This is a genomic window from Romboutsia sp. 1001285H_161024_C4 (genome assembly GCF_015550185.1).
In the GTDB taxonomy this organism is placed as follows: Bacteria; Bacillota; Clostridia; order Peptostreptococcales; family Peptostreptococcaceae; genus Romboutsia_C; species Romboutsia_C hominis.
The window spans coordinates 299,812-320,705 of the sequence record NZ_JADNAJ010000001.1; the positions used below are offsets into that span (position 1 = coordinate 299,812).

Sequence of the window (20,894 nt, forward strand, 5' to 3'; positions counted from 1 at the left end):
GTAAAATATAAATAGTTATAAAAAATAGGTATTAGGGAGGATGTAAATGTCTGAAGATAAGAAAATAAATAGTTTAGATGAACATGAAATTGAAAATGAAAAGGGAGAAAAAAAAGAAGTAAAGCCAGCTAAAAAAAATAAAGGAATAGTAAAAACTGCTATGATAACTTCATTAGTAGGTATATTATGCATAGGAGTAGGATTTACTACAGGAAAAAATGTTGGAAGAAAGTTACCAGCAACACACAAAAATTATAGCGATAATAAGGTAATAGCAACAATTGGAGATACTAAAATAACGGGAAAAGAACTTGAAAAAAAGATGGAACCTTTATTTTATATAAATGGTAAAACAGAAATGACGGATGAACAAATAAAAGCTTATGAAGATAGCATGATAGATTATATGACTACAACAGAAGTATTATATTTAGAAGGTAAAAAGGATGGTATAAAAGCTACACAAGAAGAAATAGATGCTGAATATAAATCTTTAATGGAAAGTATTAGTAAACAATTTGGAATATCAGAAGAAGAATATATAAATAAATTTGGAATAAGCAAGAAAGATTCTGAAAAAGATTTAGAAAAAGAAATTATAGCTACTAAATATATAAAAAAGGCTTCAGAAGTAAGTGATAAAGAAGCTAAAAACTATTATGATAAAAACAAAGATGAATTCTTAAAGGTTAGAGCATCTCACATACTTCTTAAAACTACAGATAAAGATGGAAATGATGTAAGTGAAGATGAAAAGAAAAAGATTAAAGAAGAAATAGATAAAATACTTAAAAAGGCTCAAGCTGGAGAAGATTTTGCTACATTAGCAAAAGAATATTCTGAAGATAGTAGTAAAGACAATGGAGGAGACCTTGATTTCTTTACAAAAGGTCAAATGGTTGAGCCATTTGAAAAAGAAGCATTTGCTTTAAAAGTAGGTGAAATAAGCAAAGAACCTGTAGAAACTCAATTTGGATATCACATAATAAAAAAGACTGATGAAAAGCAAGAAAACTTTGATGATATAAAAGAAGAATTAAAGTATAAACTATCATATGAAAAACAAAGTAATGTTGTCGATAATTTAATAGAAAAGTATAATGTCCAAGTAAAAGATAGATAATATTTTGCTACAGATATAGGTATTCCTAAATCTGTAGCTTTTATTTATTGTAAAATTTTTTTATTTAACTATAAAGTTATACTTAAATGCAAGAATGATTAGAGTTTAACTTTATGGATAATAATCAAATATGATAATAAAAGGTGTTTTAAAGGAATTTTAGTAAACATATGGAATTAATATAGATATTAGTACACTAAGATTTAATCATAGGTAAAATGAATTGTCATAAAGGATGTGGTTAAATGAAGAAAGTTAGTAAAAACAGCAAGTGGTTATTCATATTAGTATCTTTACCTATATTAGTATTTTTGCAGTACTTTCTTTTTAAATTTGGAGTTTTAAGTCCTATTGTAAGAGGTATAGAACTTAAAGTAGTAAATGGAGATTATGTTACAGATATAGATGAATATACTATAAAATTAAATGATAAAGTTAAACTATCTAGTGGAGATTATATTTGTATACCATCTTATGCAAAAAAACCTGATATTTGGTTTAATGTATTAGATAGTAAGAATATTCTAGAGATAAAAGGAAATGAATTAATAGGTAAAAAAGAAGGAATATCAACTATAGGTGTTATGAAAAATCAAAGAGTACTAAGGAAAGTTAATGTAAGAGTTATAGATCCGAAAGTTGAGGATATAACGTATGATGTTGATAATAATTTAAAGTATGTAGGAGATATTGCTACTATAACATCAGAAGTTAAAGTAGACTATGACAAATTTAAGGAAAAAGAGAAAGTATTTTATGAAAGTAGTAATGAAGATGTTATAAAAATAGAGGACAATAAAATAGAAGCTGTGGGTGTAGGTAGTGCTAAGGTGTATATAAAGTCTAAAGATATGGTAGAAACTTTAAAGTATAATATACAAGCAAAGATTGCAGAAATATCTATAAGTAGTACTATAGAAGTAGGACTTGAAAAAAGTAAAAAGTTAAAACCAGATATAATAACTATGCCTGTTGGACTTAAACATCCTAAGATAAGATATGAACTAGTTGAAAATAAATTAGGAGTAGACAGAAATATAAGTCTTGATAAAAACACAGGAGTTATAACTGGAATAAAAGAAGGAAAAGAAAAGATAAGAATAATCTGTGGTGAAAAAGAAAAAATAGTAACTATAAATGTTAGTAAGGAGTCAGTTACAAGCAACAAAGTAGAGAATATAAAAGCTTTATATGAGATAGTAGATGGTAAACTTTTAGTTAAATTATCTTGGGATTATATAGATGATGTAAATGAATATTATATATACTTAAAAAATAATTCATTAAATGATCCAGATTTTAATTTATATGATTCAATAAAAGTACAAAAGGATAAATTAGATTCAAATACTGTACACAAAAATATAGAAATAGATTTAATAGATGGTAAAATACCAAATATAAGCATATACGTAGCTGGTAAGACTAAATATGGTATGACAAATCCAAGTAACACTATAAATATAAAACCAATAGATGAAGATATACAGAATGTAGAAGTTAAAAATCTAAAAGCATCTATAGATAATAATAATAATTTAGCAACACTTACTTGGGATAAATTAGATATAAAAAATGTTAAATACAGTATTTACGTTAAAAACAACTTAAATCAAGATGAAGGATTTGTGCTTTTTGAAAGCAATATAGAAAGTAATAAATATACAATAAAACTTTCTGATGAAAATGTAGACCTAGAAGTTTATGTAAAAGCTAATAAAGATGACAAATATTCAAAACATAGTAATATTGAAATTATAAAAAGAAAAGTTAGCGATGAAGATGTGGATATAGAAGAACCAGTAATAAATCATCAATAAAAAACATATAAGTAGATATACTTTATTAGAGGAGAGATGGTTTTGAGAAGAAGATATGAACAAATAAGCAGTGCTTCAAAAGACTTAGCAGAAGAAGCTTTTAAGTCATATGCAGGCAAAAGAGACTACAAAAGAGCCATTGAAATCTATTCAATATTATCTACGTATACATGTATCCCAAAAGATATATCAGACTTTTCTAAGAAGATGTTATCTAGGCTTAGTAAAAAAATCGAAGAAAATTCATAAAATAAAAGGAGTGGGTATCCACTCCTTTTATTTTTTTATATCATTTACTAGTTCTAAATATCCACTTGGATGGAAATAGTATATATCACTAGTATTTTTATCAACAAAATATCCAATATCTGTTTCTACATCTGGTAAGAATACATATCCTTCAAGATTTTTAGATTTTAGATATTCGAATTTACTAGCATCTCCTTGATATATATAATCTACTTTATCATTATATTTTATAAGAAGGTTTTTAGCATCTTCTTTAGTAAGTTCATGTTGATTATTTGAAATTGTGATAGCAGGTTGAGCAAAAACAACTTTTTGTAAAGGTTGTTGAATAATTAAACAACCACATAAGATAGATAAAACTATAATTGCCTTTTTCATAATACACCAACTTTCATAAATTATTTTAATTATATAAATATTATTTCTATAATTAAATATTAACATAATTATCAAAATATAATAGTTACACCCCTGTTACTTATGATTACAATATCGTAATTAATTTATACATAAACAGTAAATATATAAAAAATGAGTAGCATATGCTACTCATTTTTTATATATTTAGTTGATTTTGTTTATAATCAAAAAATTTATTAAGATATATCTTTATAACACCCATTATAGGAACTGATAAAATCATACCTGGTATACCAAAAAAACCGCCACCAATTGTTACAGCAAGTATAGTTAAAAATGGACTAAGCCCTAGCTGACCACCGACTATTTTAGGTTCTATAAAGGCAATCTCAACTTGTTGAACCAGCATTAAATATACTAATGAAAATATTGCTATACTAGGGTTATAAAATATATTTATTAATACGACTGGTGTCATACCAATAACAGGTCCAAAATAAGGAATTAAGTTTGTAACTCCCATTAAAACTCCAAATAATAAAGAATATGGAGACCCAATAAGCTGAAGACCTATACCTGATATTAAACCAACTATAGCAGAATCTATTATTTTTCCTGTGAAATATTTACCTATATTTTCGTTTAAGGTACTTCCAATATCTAAAGTTAAATTACAAAACTTTTGACCAAATATTACGTTTAGAGTCTTTTTATAAAATGAAAAGAAATCTTCTTTTTCGAGAATAATGTAAAAGCATATTATAAACGCTAATACAAATTGTACAATAAATTTAGATATTGAGAATGTAGTTGAAAATACTTGTCCTAAATATCCTATTAGTAAATTACTTATTTGTGGCATAGCAGAAAATAGTTTATCTCCTACTGATTTTAAAGTATTTGGATCAACATTTTTTAAGCTATCACCAATCTGTATAAGAAAAGTTTGAGTCTTTTCAGCATATAAAGGAACTTGACTTATTATATCTGCTAAACTACTTATTAATATAGGTACTGTAATGAATATGAAAGAACCTATTATAAGAAGTAAAAATCCATATGTTATACATAAAGCAAATATCCTTTTAATCTTAAACTTATTTTCTAAGAAACTAACAATAGGAGTGAATATATATGCTAATACAAATGCTATAACAAATGGAGTTAAAAGCGAAAATAAAACTTTCAAAATACCTAAGAAGTACTGATAATTATCTATAAGTTTTATTATTATATAAGAAACTACTAATGTAAGTACGAGACTTAGATTAATTTTTTTATTTTTCAAATTAATACATCCTTTCTAATCTAATATTTTATCTTAATTGATTTAAAATAAATCAATATATGTATTATACAATAAATTTAGCATAAATACATACATATATATTATAAATATTAGAAATAGCAAAAATAAATATAGGTATAAGCATAGGGGGTGTTTTTATCGAATTTGAAGTAATTGTCAGATATAATGGAGATATTTCGTTTATACAACAAGAATTAGGGGTATTCGTAGAAATTTTAGAATATAATTACGCCATAATAACAGCTGATAGTGCAGAAAAAATTGATGCGCTACTTAATTATCCTCAAATAGTATTTATAGAAAAACCATTTATATTAACCACTCAAGATGTACAAAGTTTTTCGAGAACTGGAATAACTAGGTTTAAGAATTTAAATAATCTAAGTGGAAAAGGAACAATAATAGGTATCATTGATTCGGGGATAGATTACAATTTAGATGTATTTAAAGATAATCAGGGAAATTCAAAAATACTTTATTATTGGGACCAATCAATACAGGGAAACCCTCCAGAAGGATTTAGAAATGGTACTCTTTATACAAATGAAGATATAAATAGTGCAATAAGAGGAGAAAAGATAATACCGGTATCTGCAACTAGTGCCCATGGAACTCATGTAGCAGGGATATGCGCTCAAATTGCAAATGAAGCTAAATTAATAGTTGTAAGAGTTGGAAATAGATCAACTGATGTTTTTTCTAGAAGTACAGAGTTTATGAGGGCTATAAAATTTGTATTAAATAAAGCATTAGAACTATTAATGCCAATTGTTATAAATATAAGCTATGGTAGTAATGAAGGATCTCATAGAGGATTATCGTTATTTGAACAATATATAGATGATATGTGTTCATTTTGGAAGAATAATATAGTTGTTGCAGCTGGAAATAATGCAGACAAAGGCGGACATAGAAATATAAACATAAAGCAAGATAGAGAAGTTGAAGTTGAATTTGTAGTAGGTGATTCAGAAAAGATACTAAATATAAATATATGGCCTGACTTTATTGATAATTTTAGTGTTAGGTTGGTAAGTCCATCTAACGCTAAAACGCAAGAAATATCATTAACATCAGGAGAAATAAGAAATATAATAGGTGCAACTAGAATAAAAGGATACTTTTACCCTATAGCACCATATTCTCTTATAAGAAGGGTTACTCTTCAAATGACATCGAATACATTTATAAATGCGGGAATATGGAAATTGGTATTTACGCCTATAGATGTAGTCGTAGGAAATGTAAATATATACCTACCAACGTCAGAAGGAATAAGCAAAGATACTAGATTTTTAGGTGCAGATAAAAATTTGACTGTAACTGTTCCAGGAACTGCAAGTAAGGTAATAACTGTTGGAAGTTTTAACTCAAGAACTGACAATGTATCTGTATTCTCAGGAGAAGGGGATATAGAAAGAAATGTAATTAAGCCAGACTTACTAGCTCCAGGAGAAGATATACTATCAGTATTACCAGGTGGGAGTTTAGGTGCTTTAACAGGAACGAGTATGGCTACTCCACATGTGACTGGCTCGGCAGCGCTCTTAATGGAATGGGGAATTGTAAATAGAAATGATTTATTTTTTTATGGTCAAAAGTTAAGAGCATTTCTTATAAAGGAAGCTAGAAGAAACCCTGTATATAGATACCCAAATAACTCTATGGGATACGGCCTTTTTGATTTATCAAATGTAGATTTGAGTAGTATGTCTCAAATGAATAATGAATACGATTTTTTATATAGAAGTAATAAAAAAAAAGCGAAAAAGCTTAGAAGACTAGAAATTCCAGACGATATAAAAACATATATTCAAATTTTTCATGGACCTGGATTTGAAGAAGAATTAAAAAAAACAAATTTAGATTATAAGTTTTATCCTATAAGTGATAAAAATGGAATATTAATGATACCTTTAGGAGAACAAAATAAGATTAGTACAATAAAACGTTTAAGCTCTTATAAAACCTCAGAACCTATAATAACAATGAACTCACTAGGAACTATAACTAGAGGGATAGAGAACGGAGTTGTAGCCACAGAGGAAATTGGTGCAAATTTTTTTAAAGATAATATAAATATAAATTTAACCGGTAAAGGTGTATTAATAGCTATAATCGATTCTGGAATAGATTACTTACATGAAGATTTTATATATCCAGACAGAACATCTAAAATATTATATTTATGGGATCAAACTAAAGATGGTAGACCACCAAATGAGTTTTATATAGGTACAGAATATACAAGAGAAGAAATAAATAAAGCAATTTTAGAAAATGATAAGTCTTTGTCAGTAGATGAAGAGGGAACAGGTACAATGTTAAGTGGTATATGTGCAGGACTTGGAAATATAGATAAACGATATGAAGGTGTAGCTCCAGATGCAGAGTTGATAATCGTAAAACTAAAAAAAATTGATGGAAATTATAATAATGCACTTGTAGAAGCTGCGATGGATTATGCCTATAAAAAAGCAGCAGAAGCGAAAATGCCTTTGGTAATAAATATATCTTTAGGAAGTAATGACGTAGTAGGAGCTACACAGAGGATATTATCAGATACACCATTATTTAGTAGAGGAGTATGCCTTGTATCTGCAGTTGGAAATGAAGGCAATACTAGAACTCATGCTACAGGAGTGATTAATTTTAATGGAGATGAGCAAGATATAGAATTGGAACTTGCTGAAGATGAAGAATTTCTTGATATTAATTTATGGATAAATAAACCAGATAAGGCTAGTGTAGCAGTAATATCACCAAGTGGAGAAGTAAGTAAGTTCATTGAAGTTGAAAATTTTAATGAAGTAACGGGAATATTTGATTTTGAAGGTACATGGTATGCAATAACTTATATATATCCAACATCGTTTTCAGGTCAGCAAAAAACTATAATAAGACTAAAGAATGTAACAAAAGGTGTATGGAAGATTAGATTAAGAGGAGAATACATAAGTAATGGAATCTATAATATATATCTACCAAATAGAGTGCTTATAAAACCAGGGACTCAGTTTAGAGATTCAAGTCCAAATAATACTATAAATTATCCTTCTACTTATAGTGATGTTATATCAGTAGGAGCATATAACATAATAAATAATAGTTTATGGCCACCTACTTCAAGAGGACCAACTATAAATGGTTTGTTAAGGCCAGACATAATAGCTCCAGGGGTAAACATAATATCAACATACCCAGATAATAAGTATGCCACTATAACTGGAACTGCAGCATCAGCTGCGTATGTATCTGGAGCTGTTAGTTTTTACTTACAGTACACATTAGTTGAAGGCTATTATAAACAAAAATCATTCACAACAATGATAAGAACTTTTCTTCAGGCAGGTGCAAAAAGAAATAAGGAAATAATTTATCCAAATGAAAGTTATGGATATGGAGAGCTAGATATAATTGGAATGTTTAATCAATTAAAATAAAGTTAGATAGGGAGTAAAATCACTGTGGAAAAATCTTATATTATAGTGTATCAAGGTAGTTTAGATGAAGTAATAAATGATTTATTAAAAAATCAAATAGAAAAATATATAATATTAAATGATACTATATTAGTAATATATGTTCCTATAGATTTTGATGAATTAAAATTAACTAAAATAGATACTATTGCATGGTGGCAAAATTCAGCTCCAATGAGTTCATTAATAGATATAACAAATAATATGAGTGAAGGAGAAAGTACTACTAGCGCTGCTGGAACTGATTATATTTATAAAAATCCGTATATAAATATTACAGGAAAAGGTATATTAATAGCTATAATAGACTCTGGAATAGATTACTTACACCCAGATTTTATAAATTTAGATGGTACAACAAGGATAGTATCGATATGGGACCAAGAAAGTATGAAAAAAAATCCTCCAAAAGGATTATTATATGGAAGTGAATTTACAAGAGATGAAATAAATCAAGCTATAAAAGAAAATGATGATACGTTAACTAAAGATAATATGGGTACAGGAACAATGGCAGCTGGAATTGCATCAGGTAATGGAAGGTTAAATAGAGAATATAAAGGTGTGGCCGTAGATAGTGAACTAATAATAGTAAAACTTAGAGAATACAAAGATAGATACAAAAAAGGTACAACAAATTATGAAAAAACAGATTTTTTAGCTGCAATAAAGTATGTTTTAGATATAGCTAAAAAAGAGAAAAAAGAATTAATAATAAATCTTACAGTAGGTCTTATGTCAAAATCAATAGTAAATCTTACTATGTTAGAAACATTTTCGGATATAGATAAACCAGGAATTATAGTAGTAAGTGGTGCAGGAAATGAAGGAAATACAGATATACATTATCAAGGAATAATTACATCTTTAGAAGAAAAAAATGATATAACAATTCAAGTAGGAGAACAGTTAAATTTAGACATAACAATAGTGGCAGTTGGTCCAGATAAGATTGGGGCATCAATAATATCTCCAGGCGGAGAAGTAAGCTATCAAATAATGTATTCTCCAGATTTTTACGTATATAGAGGAAAGTTTAACTTAGAAGACACAGCCTATGAAATGAAATTTACTTATCCATGGCTAGAATCAGGACATCAAGAATTAATAATAAGACTACTAGACGTTAAGCCTGGTATATGGAATGTAAGACTTGCACCTGAATTTATAATTAGAGGTGAGTATGATTTATATTTGCCAAATAAAAATTTAATGTCTGAAAATACTAGATTTCTAGATCCAGATTCAGTAGCAACTCTAACTATGTATGCAACACAAGAAAGTGTAATAACAATAGGTGGATACAATGGAAGGACTGATAGCCTATGGATAGGTTCATCAAAAGGACCTGTAAAAAATGGGGGGATAAAACCAGATATAATAGCGCCATGTGTTGATATAATTTCCACATACAAAGACAAGTCATATAATACAGCGACAGGTACTGGAGTAAGTTCATCAGTAGTAAGTGGAGTATTAGCATTAATGATGGAGTTTATAAAAGAACAAACTAATGAGTATGAAGAAGCATTATATACTCAACAGTTAAAAACATATTTAATGCTTGGTGCGACTAAGAATGAGATATATACATTCCCAAATGTATCTCAAGGATATGGAGTTTTAAATCTCAAAGATACCATTATTTCTATTTCAAATAACTTTGAATAAAGCGTATTTTATAAGAAATAATGCAAAAACTAAAAATGAAAAGAGGTGATAGTTTTGCAAAATGAAAAAAGTAAAGCATTAAGTGGAGAAAATAACAAAAGATTAAAATCAAATAGGCCAACAAATCAAGAGAGCACAGCTGCTTGGGCAAATACACAGGAACTACAAGAAGTAACTAATGTATCAATCCCATCTTTAAATAATGTAGAAAATGCTAAAGAGTGGGTTGATAATGGAAGTAGATTATAATAAAAAAAGTATGCTTTAAGAATTTAAAGCATACTTTTTTATAAAGATGATTAAAAAATTTTATTTAGAAACTTTTAATAATAAAATATTGACATATATGGGGGTGATATAAATACTATGAAAAAAGAATTTAGAGCAAATTACACTTTAGTAGGAAATGTGATTTATGGAGAAGGTTTTGAAGATGATTTAAAAAAATTTGGAGATAAATTTAAGTTTGAAAAAATTTCAGAAAACTTTGGAATATTATTCGCGGAGAATAATGAACTTAATGGTATTAGTGATATTAGTGATATTAGTGATGTTATTGATATAAAATCGTTATATAGATTAGAACCTAGTATTCGATTAGCATCATTAATAAATATAAATCTAGGAACTTTTAATGGTGTTGTGGCTAACGAAGATATAGGTGCAAATTTTATTAAAGATAACCCTAATATATCAATAAGTGGCAAAGGAGTTATAATTGGTATTGCAGATTCTGGGATTGATTATCTACATCCAGATTTTATATATCCAGATAAAACATCTAAAATTTTATATCTATGGGATCAAACAAAAGAAGGAAAAGCACCAAATGGATTTTATATAGGTACAGAATATAACAGAGAAGATATAAATAAAGCAATTTTAGAAGAAGATGCTTCTTTATCAGTAGATGAAGAAGGTACAGGAACCATGATAAGTGGAATATGCACAGGATTAGGAAATATAAACCCTAAGTATAAAGGAGTAGCAGAAGAATCAGATCTAATAATAGTAAAATTAAAGAAAATAGAAAATGATTATAATAATGGCTATTTAATAGCGGCCATGGAATATATGTATCAAAAAGCGAGACAAGAAAGAAAACCTCTTGTTAATAATGTTTCTTTGGGAAATAATAGTTTAGTAGGGATGAGCTCTAGGCTTTCTACAGATAAGTTATTTTTTGAGCATGGATTATGCCAAGTAATAGGAGTAGGAAATGAAGGTAATACACAGACGCATGCATCAGGAAAATTAGGATTTAATGGAGAAATACAAGATGTAGAGATAGACGTAGAGGAAGATGAGGAAATTTTAAATATAGAGTTATGGGTAAATAGACCAGATAAAATCGATTTATATATAATATCTCCAAGTGGAGATGAAAGTAAGGTTGCTTTTGTTTCTGATTACAATATTATAAGTGGATTATTTAACTTAGAAAATACTAGATACACAATATCTTTTTCGTATCCATTTTCTTACTCAGGCCAGCAAAGAACAGTAATAAATTTAACTGATGTTAAAAGAGGAATTTGGAAAATTAGATTAATAGGAGCATATATAACAAATGGAATATATAATATGTACCTAGAAAATAGAAAATTCATCAAACCAGGAACTAAATTTTCAAAGAGTGACCCATCAAGTACAATAAACTATCCATCTACATTAGATGATGTAATAAGTGTAGGAGCATATGATACTATAAATAATAGTCTATGGGCACCATCATCAAGAGGACCTACCATAGAATCATTGTTAAAGCCAGATATAGTAGCACCTGGCGTAAATATAATAGGTCCATATATAAATAAAACATATGCAACAGGGACAGGAACTGGCATAGCATCGGCATACACATCAGGAGCAGTCGCATTATTTCTTCAATATATACAAGTAAATGGGAATTATGAAAATAAAGCATTCGTACAAAAGATAAGAACATATCTAACTGCAGGAGCTAGAAGAAATCAAGATGTTGTATATCCTAATTATAGTTATGGATATGGAGAGTTAGATATAAGAGGATTGTTTGAACAATTAAGGTAATTTTAGGGAGAATATATTTATATGGAAAAATCATATGTGATTGTTTATGATAATTTAGAACGTTTAGAGACTGATTTAAATTTATATAACATAGATAAATATATTATATTAAATAATCAAATAGCATCAATTTATGTTGATGAAAGTTTTGAAGAAGAGACATTAAAAAGTATAAAAAGCATATCAGATTGGATACCATCAGTACCTATGAGTTCATTAATTGATATAACTGATAATTTAGAAAGTGGAATAAGTGTAAAAATAGCATCAGGTATTGATTATGTTGATAAAAACCCATATATAAAAACATCAGGAAAAGGATGTATAATTACAATTATAGACTCTGGCATAGACTATCTACATCCTGATTTTATAAACTCAGATGGTACTACAAAAATAGTATCTATATGGGATCAAGAAAGTCAAATGGGGAACCCTCCAATAGGATTATTATTTGGAAGCGAGTTTAAAAAAGATATTATAAATGAGTATATAAGAAATAGTGATCCAAGTTTAAGTAAAGATAATATTGGAACTGGTACTGTGGCTTCAGGAATAGCATGTGGCAGGGGAAACTTAAATAGAGAATACAAAGGGGTAGCAGTAGATAGTGAATTATTAGTAATAAAGTTAAAATCATATAAAGATACTTATAAAGAAGGAAAAATTAATTATGAACTATCAGACTTCTTAGCAGGAGTAAAATATGCTATAGATATAGCTAGAAAAGAAGAAAAAAACATGATCATTAATTTAACTTTAGGGGAAAGATCAAGGTCTGTAGTAGTAGCTACATTACTAGATACTTTTAATGATTTAAGAGGAAGGGGTGTAATAGTAGTTAGTGGGGCAGGAAACGAAGGAAATACTGATATACACTACCAAGGAAAAATAAATAGTATAGATGATATTCAAGATATACCAATTCAAGTTGGAGAGCAAAAAAATTTAGATATAACATTAAGTGTTGCAGGTCCTGATAAAATAGCAGCTTCAATAATATCACCATCAGGTGAAATAAGCTATAAAGTTGTATATGCTCCAGATGATTATACATATAAAGGTAAATTTAATATAGAAGATACATCTTATGAAATTAGATATCTATATCCTTGGATAAAATCAGCGACTCAAGAATTAACAATAAAATTAAATAATGTTAAACCAGGAGTATGGACTTTAAGGTTATTTCCAGAATTTATTATAGATGGATTGTACGATGTGTATTTACCCAATAAAAACTTAATCTCTAACGATACTAGATTTACAGATCCAAATTCATTTGTAACCATAACTTTGTTTGGTGCAATTTCAAATGCAATAACTATAGGAGCATATGATGATAAGATTGATAGTGTATGGATAGGTTCATCAAAAGGCCCAGTAAGAGGTAGACCTATAAAGCCAGATTTATTAGCACCAGGGGTTGATATAATATCTCCATCTAAAAATGGAAGCTATACCACATCAACGGGTACAGGAGTAAGCAGTTCTATGGTAAGTGGAGTTGTAGCTATACTTATGGAATATATAACAAGTCAAAGTGCATTTAGCCGAAATTTATTATTCACAGAAGTTTTAAAAACTTACTTAATGCTTGGAGCAAGAAAAAAAGATCTATATATATATCCAAATGTAACAAGAGGTTATGGGGTACTTGATTTAAAAAACACATTTATACAATTAGCTAAAATATTAAGATGAGTAGACCTATTTTAATAGGTCTACATAAAATATAAATTATTCACTAGGAACGAGTATATAATCACCATAAGATATTTGATAATCTTTGGAAATGGTATCAGGATTTTCATTAAGAGCTACTAATCTAAAATATTCAATATTCTCAATATCAGAATTATAAATTTTTATTATATCGTCTAAAGTCTCGCCGGATAAAACTAAGTGTTTAACTAATATTCTATCTTTCATGACATTATCGTATGCTTTTTTATAGCTTAATTTAGATAGCTTTGAAAAAAATGAAACATTTTCTACAAAATAATCTTTAGCTCTATCTAGAGAAGTTATATAATTATAAACAGATGAGCGTATGATATTAGAAGAATATCCTTTATCAACTGATGGTGATATAAATGTTATTATAAATAAAAATATAAATAGATATTTCAAGCAATGCACCTCCTAGCTAATATTATTGATAAATAAATATAGTATTAAACATTTGTGATAATTATTTAGAAAATAAATTATTGACTAAAAAAATATAAGTTGGTATAATCTTTTTAAATAGTTGAAATAATATAACAATAATAGACTGTGAAGAGAAGAGTAAATATAAAAGGTAGTCATAGCGAGTTGAGGATGGTGAAAGCTCAATACGAAGTTTATATTGAAGAACATCTCGGAGTTTCTAACCGAAATCTTGAAAGAGAGTAGACTTAGACGGGAAGTCCCGTTACAGACTATAAGCAATGCTTACTAAGAGGCCAGTTTTGGCAATTAGGGTGGTACCGCGAGAGCAACAGCCTTTCGTCCCTTTTTATAGGGATGAAGGGCTTTTTTAATACAAAATAATAAATATTTTAGTAATAAATAAAATAAGTAATATAAAAAATAAAATATGGAGGAAACAAAATGCAAAAAGAATTTATAGAAATTAAAGACTTGTACAGAAAAAAAGAAGAGTATGTAGGTAAAACTGTAAATGTAGCTGGATGGATAAGATTATCTAGAGCATCTAAAAACTTTGGATTTATAGAGTTAAATGATGGAAGTTTCTTTAAGAACATGCAAATAGTAATAGCAGAAGATAAATTAGAGAATTTCAAAGAAATATCTAAATTACCAATAAGTTCATCAATACTTGTAGAAGGAGAATTAGTATCAACAGAAGGTGCTAAGCAACCAGTTGAAATACATGCTACTAAAGTAGTAGTAGAAGGAGAATCAGATTCTTCATATCCATTACAAAAGAAAAGACATACATTAGAGTATCTAAGAACAATAGCTCACTTAAGACCAAGAAGTAACACTTTCTCTGCTGTATTTAGAGTAAGAAGTTTAGCAGCATACGCTATACATAAGTTCTTCCAAGATAGAAACTTCGTGTATGCACATTCTCCAATCATAACAGGAAGTGACTGTGAGGGTGCAGGAGAAATGTTTAGAATAACTACTATGGATTTAAACAACATACCTAAGAATGAAGAAGGAAATATAGACTATTCTAAAGACTTCTTTGGGAAAGAAGCTAACTTAACAGTTAGTGGTCAATTAAATGCAGAAATAATGGCACTTGCATTTAGAAATGTTTATACATTTGGACCAACTTTTAGAGCTGAAAACTCATTTACTCAAAGACATGCATCAGAATTCTGGATGATAGAACCTGAAATATGTTTTGCAGACTTAGAAGACAATATGGAACTTGCTGAAGACATGATAAAATACGTAATAAACTACGTAATGGAAAATGCTCCAGAAGAAATGGAATTCTTCAATAACTTTATAGACAAAGGATTATTAGATAGATTAAACAACGTAGTAAACTCTGAATTTAAGAGACTTACTTATACAGATGCTGTTAAAATATTACAAGAAAGCGGACATGAATTTGAATACCCAGTTAATTGGGGAGATGATCTTCAAACCGAACATGAAAGGTATTTAACAGAACAAATATTTAAAGCTCCAGTATTTGTTACTGATTATCCAAAGGACATAAAAGCATTCTATATGAGAATGAATGAAGATGGAAAGACTGTTAGAGCAATGGACTTATTAGTTCCAGGAGTAGGAGAAATAGTTGGAGGTTCTCAAAGAGAAGAAAGAGAAGAAAAACTATTAGAAAGAATAGAAGAAATGGGATTAAACAAGGAAGATTACTGGTGGTACTTAGAACTTAGAAAGTTCGGAACAGCTACTCACTCAGGATTTGGACTAGGATTTGAAAGAATAATAATGTACATGACAGGAATGTCTAATATAAGAGACGTAATACCATTCCCAAGAACTCCTAAAAATGCTGAATTCTAATATTTATATATTAAAGCACTAGACTTATGTTTAGTGCTTTTTATATTATAATAATATTTAAAAAATAAATAAAAAATTAGTTATATAAAAAAATCTGTTTAGACCATCACAATATGGATATATACATAATGTAAACAAATTAAATAGGAGGCTTTAAAATGAAAGCATTTGTAGATAAAGACGTATGTATAGGATGTGGAGCATGTGTAGGAATATGCCCAGAAGTATTTGATATGGATAATGATGGATTAGCAGTAGCTATAGAAGGAGAAATAAGTGAGGATTTACAAGAAAGTGCACAAGAAGCATGTGAAGGATGTCCAGTAAGTGCAATAACAATTGAATAATAAAATTAAAAGCTTAGGGAATATCCTAAGCTTTTAATTTTATTATTCGGCTTTAAATCGAATTATCTAAACGTTACTAAATATAAGCGAACTTTATATACAGAAAAATTTAACAAATTATCTAAATAATATATGAGTAGTATAAGTCCTAATTTAATAAAATATAGAAAAATAGATTATATTTTATGTTATAATTATTAATCATAATAAAAATTGGAGGCAAAATGATAAAGATACTTGACAATATAATGTTGATAATAGATATTTTATTAATTATATATTTTTATAACTATGCAGTTGATACAACAGATATAGTTCAAAGGCTTATAAGTTGTGCAGCTATAACTATGGAAATATCATTTATAATAAGACATATTAAGCTTATGAAATCTAGAAAAGTTAATTAATACAATGTTTTTAACAAAATATTCAGGGTATTAAATAGATAGATTAAAGATTTAAGGAGGATAATATGGCTTATATAAATATAGATAATAAAAAATTAAAAGAATTAATGAAAAAAGAGGATACTATATTAATTGATATAAGGACAAGGGAAGAATATGAAGATAATAATATAGAAAACTCTATAAATATACCATTAAATAATTTATTATTTGAGATAGATGAATTAGAAGAATACAAAGAAAAAAATGTTATTGTTTACTGTAGAAGTGGACATAGAAGTATAACAGCATGTAATCTACTTCATATGGAAGGATTCAACAAATTATATAATTTAGAAAAGGGAATAATTGGATTGTAAACTCTAGCTTTTAGCTAGAGTTTTATAGTATACTTGATAATATGAATATAGCAATAAATAAGTTAAATGCTTGTATTGGAGGTAATAATGAATACAGAAGAAAAATATAGTAATTATTCAAAAGAGGATGGGAAAATCTTAAATAAAATTTCAAATTATTATAGACTAGAAATAAATAATGAAATGAATTGTTCTAAGTGCCATACTGAAAGTAAATATGGAAGTAATTATTGTAAACAATGCGGCAATGAGCTTTTTAAAGTAGTAGATAAAAACTTATTTAATATAGGAGAAAAAAGTAAATTTAATATTAATAATATAAAAAGCTATGCTAGTAGCACTAATATATTTATAACCTCTGTATCATCTATATTGATTTTATTTATTTTATCTGTAATTTTTAATGGTATGATGGATATAAGTTTAGGAAAATTAGGGATTAGTATAAGTCCACTTCATACAATGCTAGGTATGAATTTAGGTAGTATTAATATAACATCATCATCTTTAATAGGTGTAGGTGAAGTAAGCGTACATTTAGGAGTAATATCTTTATTAATAGCACCTATAATATCCTTAGTTATAAGTAATATATTATTTATGAAAAATAAAAGTAACACACCTAATGAACTCATTATAAATTCTATAGGGGTTGGAATAGTTTACGCTTTATTTATGGCAGTTATAAGTATGATATCAAAAATTGAATTAAACTCATATGATATGATGAACATAGCTACTTTACTTAAAGTAAAGTTTGCTACAACAAGTATATTTATAAATAGTTTTTTAATAGGATTTTTATCTACATTTACTATAGGATATAAAAAAAGAATAGGCAAAGAAAACATATATATAAATATATTTAAAAAAGTTATAAATATATTTATAATAGGTTACATATTAGTATTTATAATTGTTGGTATACTTACTATATCCGATAGTACATATTTATACGAGTTTGGTATATCTGAATATATGAAATATATAAACACAGGAATAATTGTAAGTCAATTATCTGTTTATATGTGGGGATTTGCAAATTTAATTCCTATGGTTATAGGTGATTATACAATATCTATATTTAATATATTAAATTCTAATTTATTTTTTGATACTAAGCTTATATTTATAATAGTATTTATATTAGTAAGTCTTATAATATTAATAGCTGGATGTAATTTAAAGAAACATTTTAAAAATAATGATAAAAATGTATTACTTATATTTAGTATAATGTATTCTTTTGTTATGGCATTAATATCTATGTTAAGTAAAATTGATGTTGGTATGGGAATGTTAACTACAAATGCAAATAATCATAATGTTATTACATTTGGACTACCTATTATAATTACAATTATAAGTTCATTTATATATAGCTATATATTAGCCTTTATAGGATATAAACTTTATAACTTTGAATAAGTATAGTTGGAGGATAAATATGGAAAATATACAAGAGAAAATAGAAGGTGAAGTATCAAAGATTAAAGATAAAATAGAAAAGAGTAAAAATAAAGTAGACTTAATAAAAGAAAAAAATAGTATAAATAAGATTATAAATGAAAATCAAGAATTAAAATCAAGGCTATTTTTAGATATGGGGATATTAATTTATGATAAAATAAGAAAAAATGAAATCGTAGATACTGATTTTGATGAGATAAGTAATGAGATAGTAAAAATAGATAAAATAATATATGAAAATATGAAAATAATAGAAGCTTTAAATAAATCTATGGAAGAGAGTATATGTGAATGTGGAAACACAATAAGTAAAGGTGCTAAATTCTGTGCAGAATGTGGCAAAAAAGTAGAACTTAAGCTAGAAGAAAAAGAATATATAACTTGTGAAATATGTAATATGAATATAGATATAGATTCCATATATTGTACATGTTGTGGAAATAAAATAAATTAAAAAATAAGCATCACGTAAATTTTACGTGGTGCTTATTTTTTATTAATATAAATTGCATATAGATATATAATTATATAGGGAGGGGATATTATGAATGAAGTAATAAATACTATAAATAAAAGAGTGTCATTAAGAAGATACAAGGATAAAATGATAGAGAAAGAACATTTAGATTTAATAATAAATAGTGCAATAAAAGCGCCAACAGCAGGAAATATGATGATGTATTCTATTATAAAGATAACAAATAAAAATACTAAAGAATTATTAAGTAAAACTTGTGATAATCAGCTATTTATAAAAAATGCACAAGTAATATTATTATTTTTAGCAGATATGAGAAAATGGTTTGACTATTTTAATATATGTGATGTTAAAGATATAAAATCACCTGGAATAAATGATTTTATGTTAGGAGTAAATGATGCTATAATAGCATGTCAAAATGCAGTTTTAGCGGCTGAAAGCCTAGGTATAGGAAGTTGCTATATAGGAGATATTATGGAAAATTATGAAAAGCATAAAGAAATATTAGATTTACCAAGCTATACATTCCCAGCTTGTATGATAACACTAGGCTATTATCCTGATAATTTTAAAAAGATTTATAGAGATAGATTTGAAAAAGAATATGTTGTTTTTGAAGAAAAATACCAAAGATTAAATGAAGATGATTTAAATAAAATGTATAAATATAAAGAAGAAAAAATGATAAAAAATAACCCCAAAAATGCTAAAAACTTTGGCGAATTAATATACAAAAATAAAATTAGTTCAGAATTTTCAATAGAAATGGATAGGTCTATAAAAGAGTGGATAAAAGATTTTACTGGATAATTTAATAAAAAATAGTTACTTAATTTAATGAAAATATACTTTATATATGATAAACTATAATAGTATTTTGAGTTATGGAGGGAGCATATGGGAAAAGACAGAAAAGAAAGAATATCAGACGATACTTTTAGCATAACTATGGAATTAGAAAGACCACTAATAATAGATCAGATAAATAAGCATACTGAACAAAAGGAAAAAGAATTAAGAAGAAAAAATATCAAAAGAAAAATACTTATAACAATCGCTATAATATTAGGCATATCATTTTTAGGATTTTTTATATGGATAGGAAATACATATGAACCAGGAACATTGGCAAAAGAAGCGTTAATAAGTGATAAGAATGTAGAAGTTAAAATAGATAAAAATATAGTGTTTACTCCAAAAAATAAGGATGTAACTAAAGGGTTTATATTTTATCCAGGAGCTAAAATAAATCCAGAAGCTTATGCACCAATATGCAAAGAGATAGCAGAGGCTGGGTATGAAGTAGTTATATTAAAAATGCCACTTAATATAGCTTTTCTGGGAGAAAATGAAGCTAGTAAAGTAATGAAGGAATATAAAAATATAACACATTGGGTAGTAGGAGGACATTCTTTAGGGGGAGTGGTTGCTTCAAGCTTTGCAGCTGAAAACAACTTAGTAGATGGAGTTGTATTACTTTCATCATATCCTATGACTGATAAGTTAAAAAATATGACAAAAGACGTAGTGTCTATATGGGGAAGTAAGGATGGTGTAGTAAACTTTGAATCACTAATAGATTCTAAAAAAGATTTACCTAACAATACTACTTATGTAGAAATAGAAGGTGCTAATCATTCCTATTTTGGAGATTATGGACTTCAAAATGGAGATAATGAAGCATTAATAAGTGAAAAAGAGCAAATTAACAAAACTGCTAAGAGTATAATTAAATTCTTAAAAGAGATAAATTAAACAAAAAATA

19 protein-coding genes and 1 other annotated feature are annotated in these 20,894 nt (G+C 27.2%); of the genes, 16 read left to right on the forward strand and 3 right to left on the reverse strand.

Translation table 11 applies throughout. From position 1 onward, the window contains the following. Nucleotides 1-46 precede the first annotated feature (46 nt). The 3 genes from I1959_RS01575 (at nt 47) to I1959_RS01585 (ending at nt 3,192) form a co-directional block, all read left to right on the forward strand. Nucleotides 47-1,123, forward strand: a complete 1,077-nt coding sequence (locus tag I1959_RS01575) for a peptidylprolyl isomerase (RefSeq protein WP_195236908.1) — start codon at nt 47-49, stop codon at nt 1,121-1,123. Between the two features lie 245 nt (nt 1,124-1,368). Beyond that, nucleotides 1,369-2,943: a hypothetical protein gene (locus I1959_RS01580; RefSeq protein ID WP_195236909.1), complete on the forward strand. Its 1,575-nt coding sequence runs from the start codon at nt 1,369-1,371 to the stop codon at nt 2,941-2,943. A gap of 42 nt (nt 2,944-2,985) precedes the next feature. Further along, complete coding sequence (locus I1959_RS01585; RefSeq protein WP_195236910.1) at nt 2,986-3,192, forward strand: hypothetical protein; 207 nt, start codon at nt 2,986-2,988, stop codon at nt 3,190-3,192. 27 nt (nt 3,193-3,219) lie between these two features. Here I1959_RS01585 and I1959_RS01590 read toward each other — a convergent pair whose 3' ends face one another. Together I1959_RS01590 and I1959_RS01595 are read right to left on the reverse strand one after the other, a co-directional pair. After that, on the reverse strand, nt 3,220-3,570 hold the full coding sequence (locus tag I1959_RS01590; RefSeq protein WP_166505029.1) for a hypothetical protein: 351 nt from the start codon (nt 3,568-3,570) through the stop codon (nt 3,220-3,222). Between the two features lie 178 nt (nt 3,571-3,748). Beyond that, nucleotides 3,749-4,840, reverse strand: a complete 1,092-nt coding sequence (locus tag I1959_RS01595) for an AI-2E family transporter (RefSeq protein WP_092926793.1) — start codon at nt 4,838-4,840, stop codon at nt 3,749-3,751. A 158-nt stretch (nt 4,841-4,998) separates the two neighbouring features. Here I1959_RS01595 and cspBA point away from each other — a divergent pair, with 158 nt between their 5' ends. The 5 genes from cspBA to cspC (I1959_RS01620) all read left to right on the forward strand — a co-directional run bounded on the left by cspBA (nt 4,999) and on the right by cspC (I1959_RS01620) (nt 13,770). Next, complete coding sequence (gene cspBA / locus I1959_RS15590) at nt 4,999-8,304, forward strand: bifunctional germination protease/germinant receptor pseudoprotease CspBA (RefSeq protein WP_271932900.1); 3,306 nt, start codon at nt 4,999-5,001, stop codon at nt 8,302-8,304. Between the two features lie 24 nt (nt 8,305-8,328). Next, nucleotides 8,329-10,014 (forward strand): bile acid germinant receptor pseudoprotease CspC, encoded by a 1,686-nt coding sequence (cspC, locus tag I1959_RS01605; protein ID WP_195236911.1) that lies wholly within the window; start codon nt 8,329-8,331, stop codon nt 10,012-10,014. 54 nt (nt 10,015-10,068) lie between these two features. Continuing rightward, nucleotides 10,069-10,263, forward strand: a complete 195-nt coding sequence (locus I1959_RS01610) for a CDIF630_02480 family spore surface protein (protein ID WP_092926787.1) — start codon at nt 10,069-10,071, stop codon at nt 10,261-10,263. Nucleotides 10,264-10,380: 117 nt separating this feature from the next. Next, the gene (locus I1959_RS01615) at nt 10,381-12,066 is read left to right on the forward strand and encodes a S8 family peptidase (protein WP_195236912.1); all 1,686 of its coding nucleotides are present in this window, start codon (nt 10,381-10,383) and stop codon (nt 12,064-12,066) included. Between the two features lie 21 nt (nt 12,067-12,087). After that, nucleotides 12,088-13,770 carry a bile acid germinant receptor pseudoprotease CspC gene (cspC, locus tag I1959_RS01620; RefSeq protein ID WP_195236913.1) on the forward strand — a complete coding sequence of 561 codons (1,683 nt, stop codon included), beginning with the start codon at nt 12,088-12,090 and terminating at the stop codon, nt 13,768-13,770. Between the two features lie 36 nt (nt 13,771-13,806). Here the strand turns inward: cspC (I1959_RS01620) and I1959_RS01625 are convergent, their stop codons facing one another. Continuing rightward, entirely contained in the window at nt 13,807-14,199 is a 393-nt protein-coding gene (locus tag I1959_RS01625; protein WP_166505036.1) for a hypothetical protein, read from the reverse strand. 138 nt (nt 14,200-14,337) lie between these two features. Then, nucleotides 14,338-14,570, forward strand: a binding site (T-box leader). A 94-nt stretch (nt 14,571-14,664) separates the two neighbouring features. On the opposite strand from I1959_RS01625, the gene asnS reads away from it, so the two are divergent. From asnS to I1959_RS01665, 8 genes are all read left to right on the forward strand, one after another. Beyond that, on the forward strand, nt 14,665-16,065 hold the full coding sequence (asnS, locus tag I1959_RS01630; RefSeq protein WP_166505037.1) for an asparagine--tRNA ligase: 1,401 nt from the start codon (nt 14,665-14,667) through the stop codon (nt 16,063-16,065). Between the two features lie 158 nt (nt 16,066-16,223). Further along, complete coding sequence (locus I1959_RS01635) at nt 16,224-16,412, forward strand: ferredoxin (RefSeq protein WP_092926779.1); 189 nt, start codon at nt 16,224-16,226, stop codon at nt 16,410-16,412. Nucleotides 16,413-16,636: 224 nt separating this feature from the next. Further along, nucleotides 16,637-16,819 (forward strand): hypothetical protein, encoded by a 183-nt coding sequence (locus I1959_RS01640; RefSeq protein ID WP_092926777.1) that lies wholly within the window; start codon nt 16,637-16,639, stop codon nt 16,817-16,819. Nucleotides 16,820-16,884: 65 nt separating this feature from the next. Continuing rightward, nucleotides 16,885-17,178, forward strand: coding sequence for a rhodanese-like domain-containing protein (locus I1959_RS01645; RefSeq protein WP_195236914.1), 294 nt, complete (start codon nt 16,885-16,887; stop codon nt 17,176-17,178). An 87-nt stretch (nt 17,179-17,265) separates the two neighbouring features. Further along, a complete protein-coding gene (locus tag I1959_RS01650; RefSeq protein ID WP_195236915.1) occupies nt 17,266-18,606 on the forward strand; it encodes a hypothetical protein in 1,341 nt (446 codons plus the stop codon). 19 nt (nt 18,607-18,625) lie between these two features. Beyond that, entirely contained in the window at nt 18,626-19,102 is a 477-nt protein-coding gene (locus I1959_RS01655) for a zinc ribbon domain-containing protein (protein WP_166505039.1), read from the forward strand. Nucleotides 19,103-19,192: 90 nt separating this feature from the next. Then, nucleotides 19,193-19,939: a nitroreductase family protein gene (locus I1959_RS01660; RefSeq protein WP_207733502.1), complete on the forward strand. Its 747-nt coding sequence runs from the start codon at nt 19,193-19,195 to the stop codon at nt 19,937-19,939. 87 nt (nt 19,940-20,026) lie between these two features. Next, nucleotides 20,027-20,884 (forward strand): alpha/beta hydrolase, encoded by an 858-nt coding sequence (locus I1959_RS01665; protein WP_166505040.1) that lies wholly within the window; start codon nt 20,027-20,029, stop codon nt 20,882-20,884. Nucleotides 20,885-20,894 lie beyond the last annotated feature (10 nt).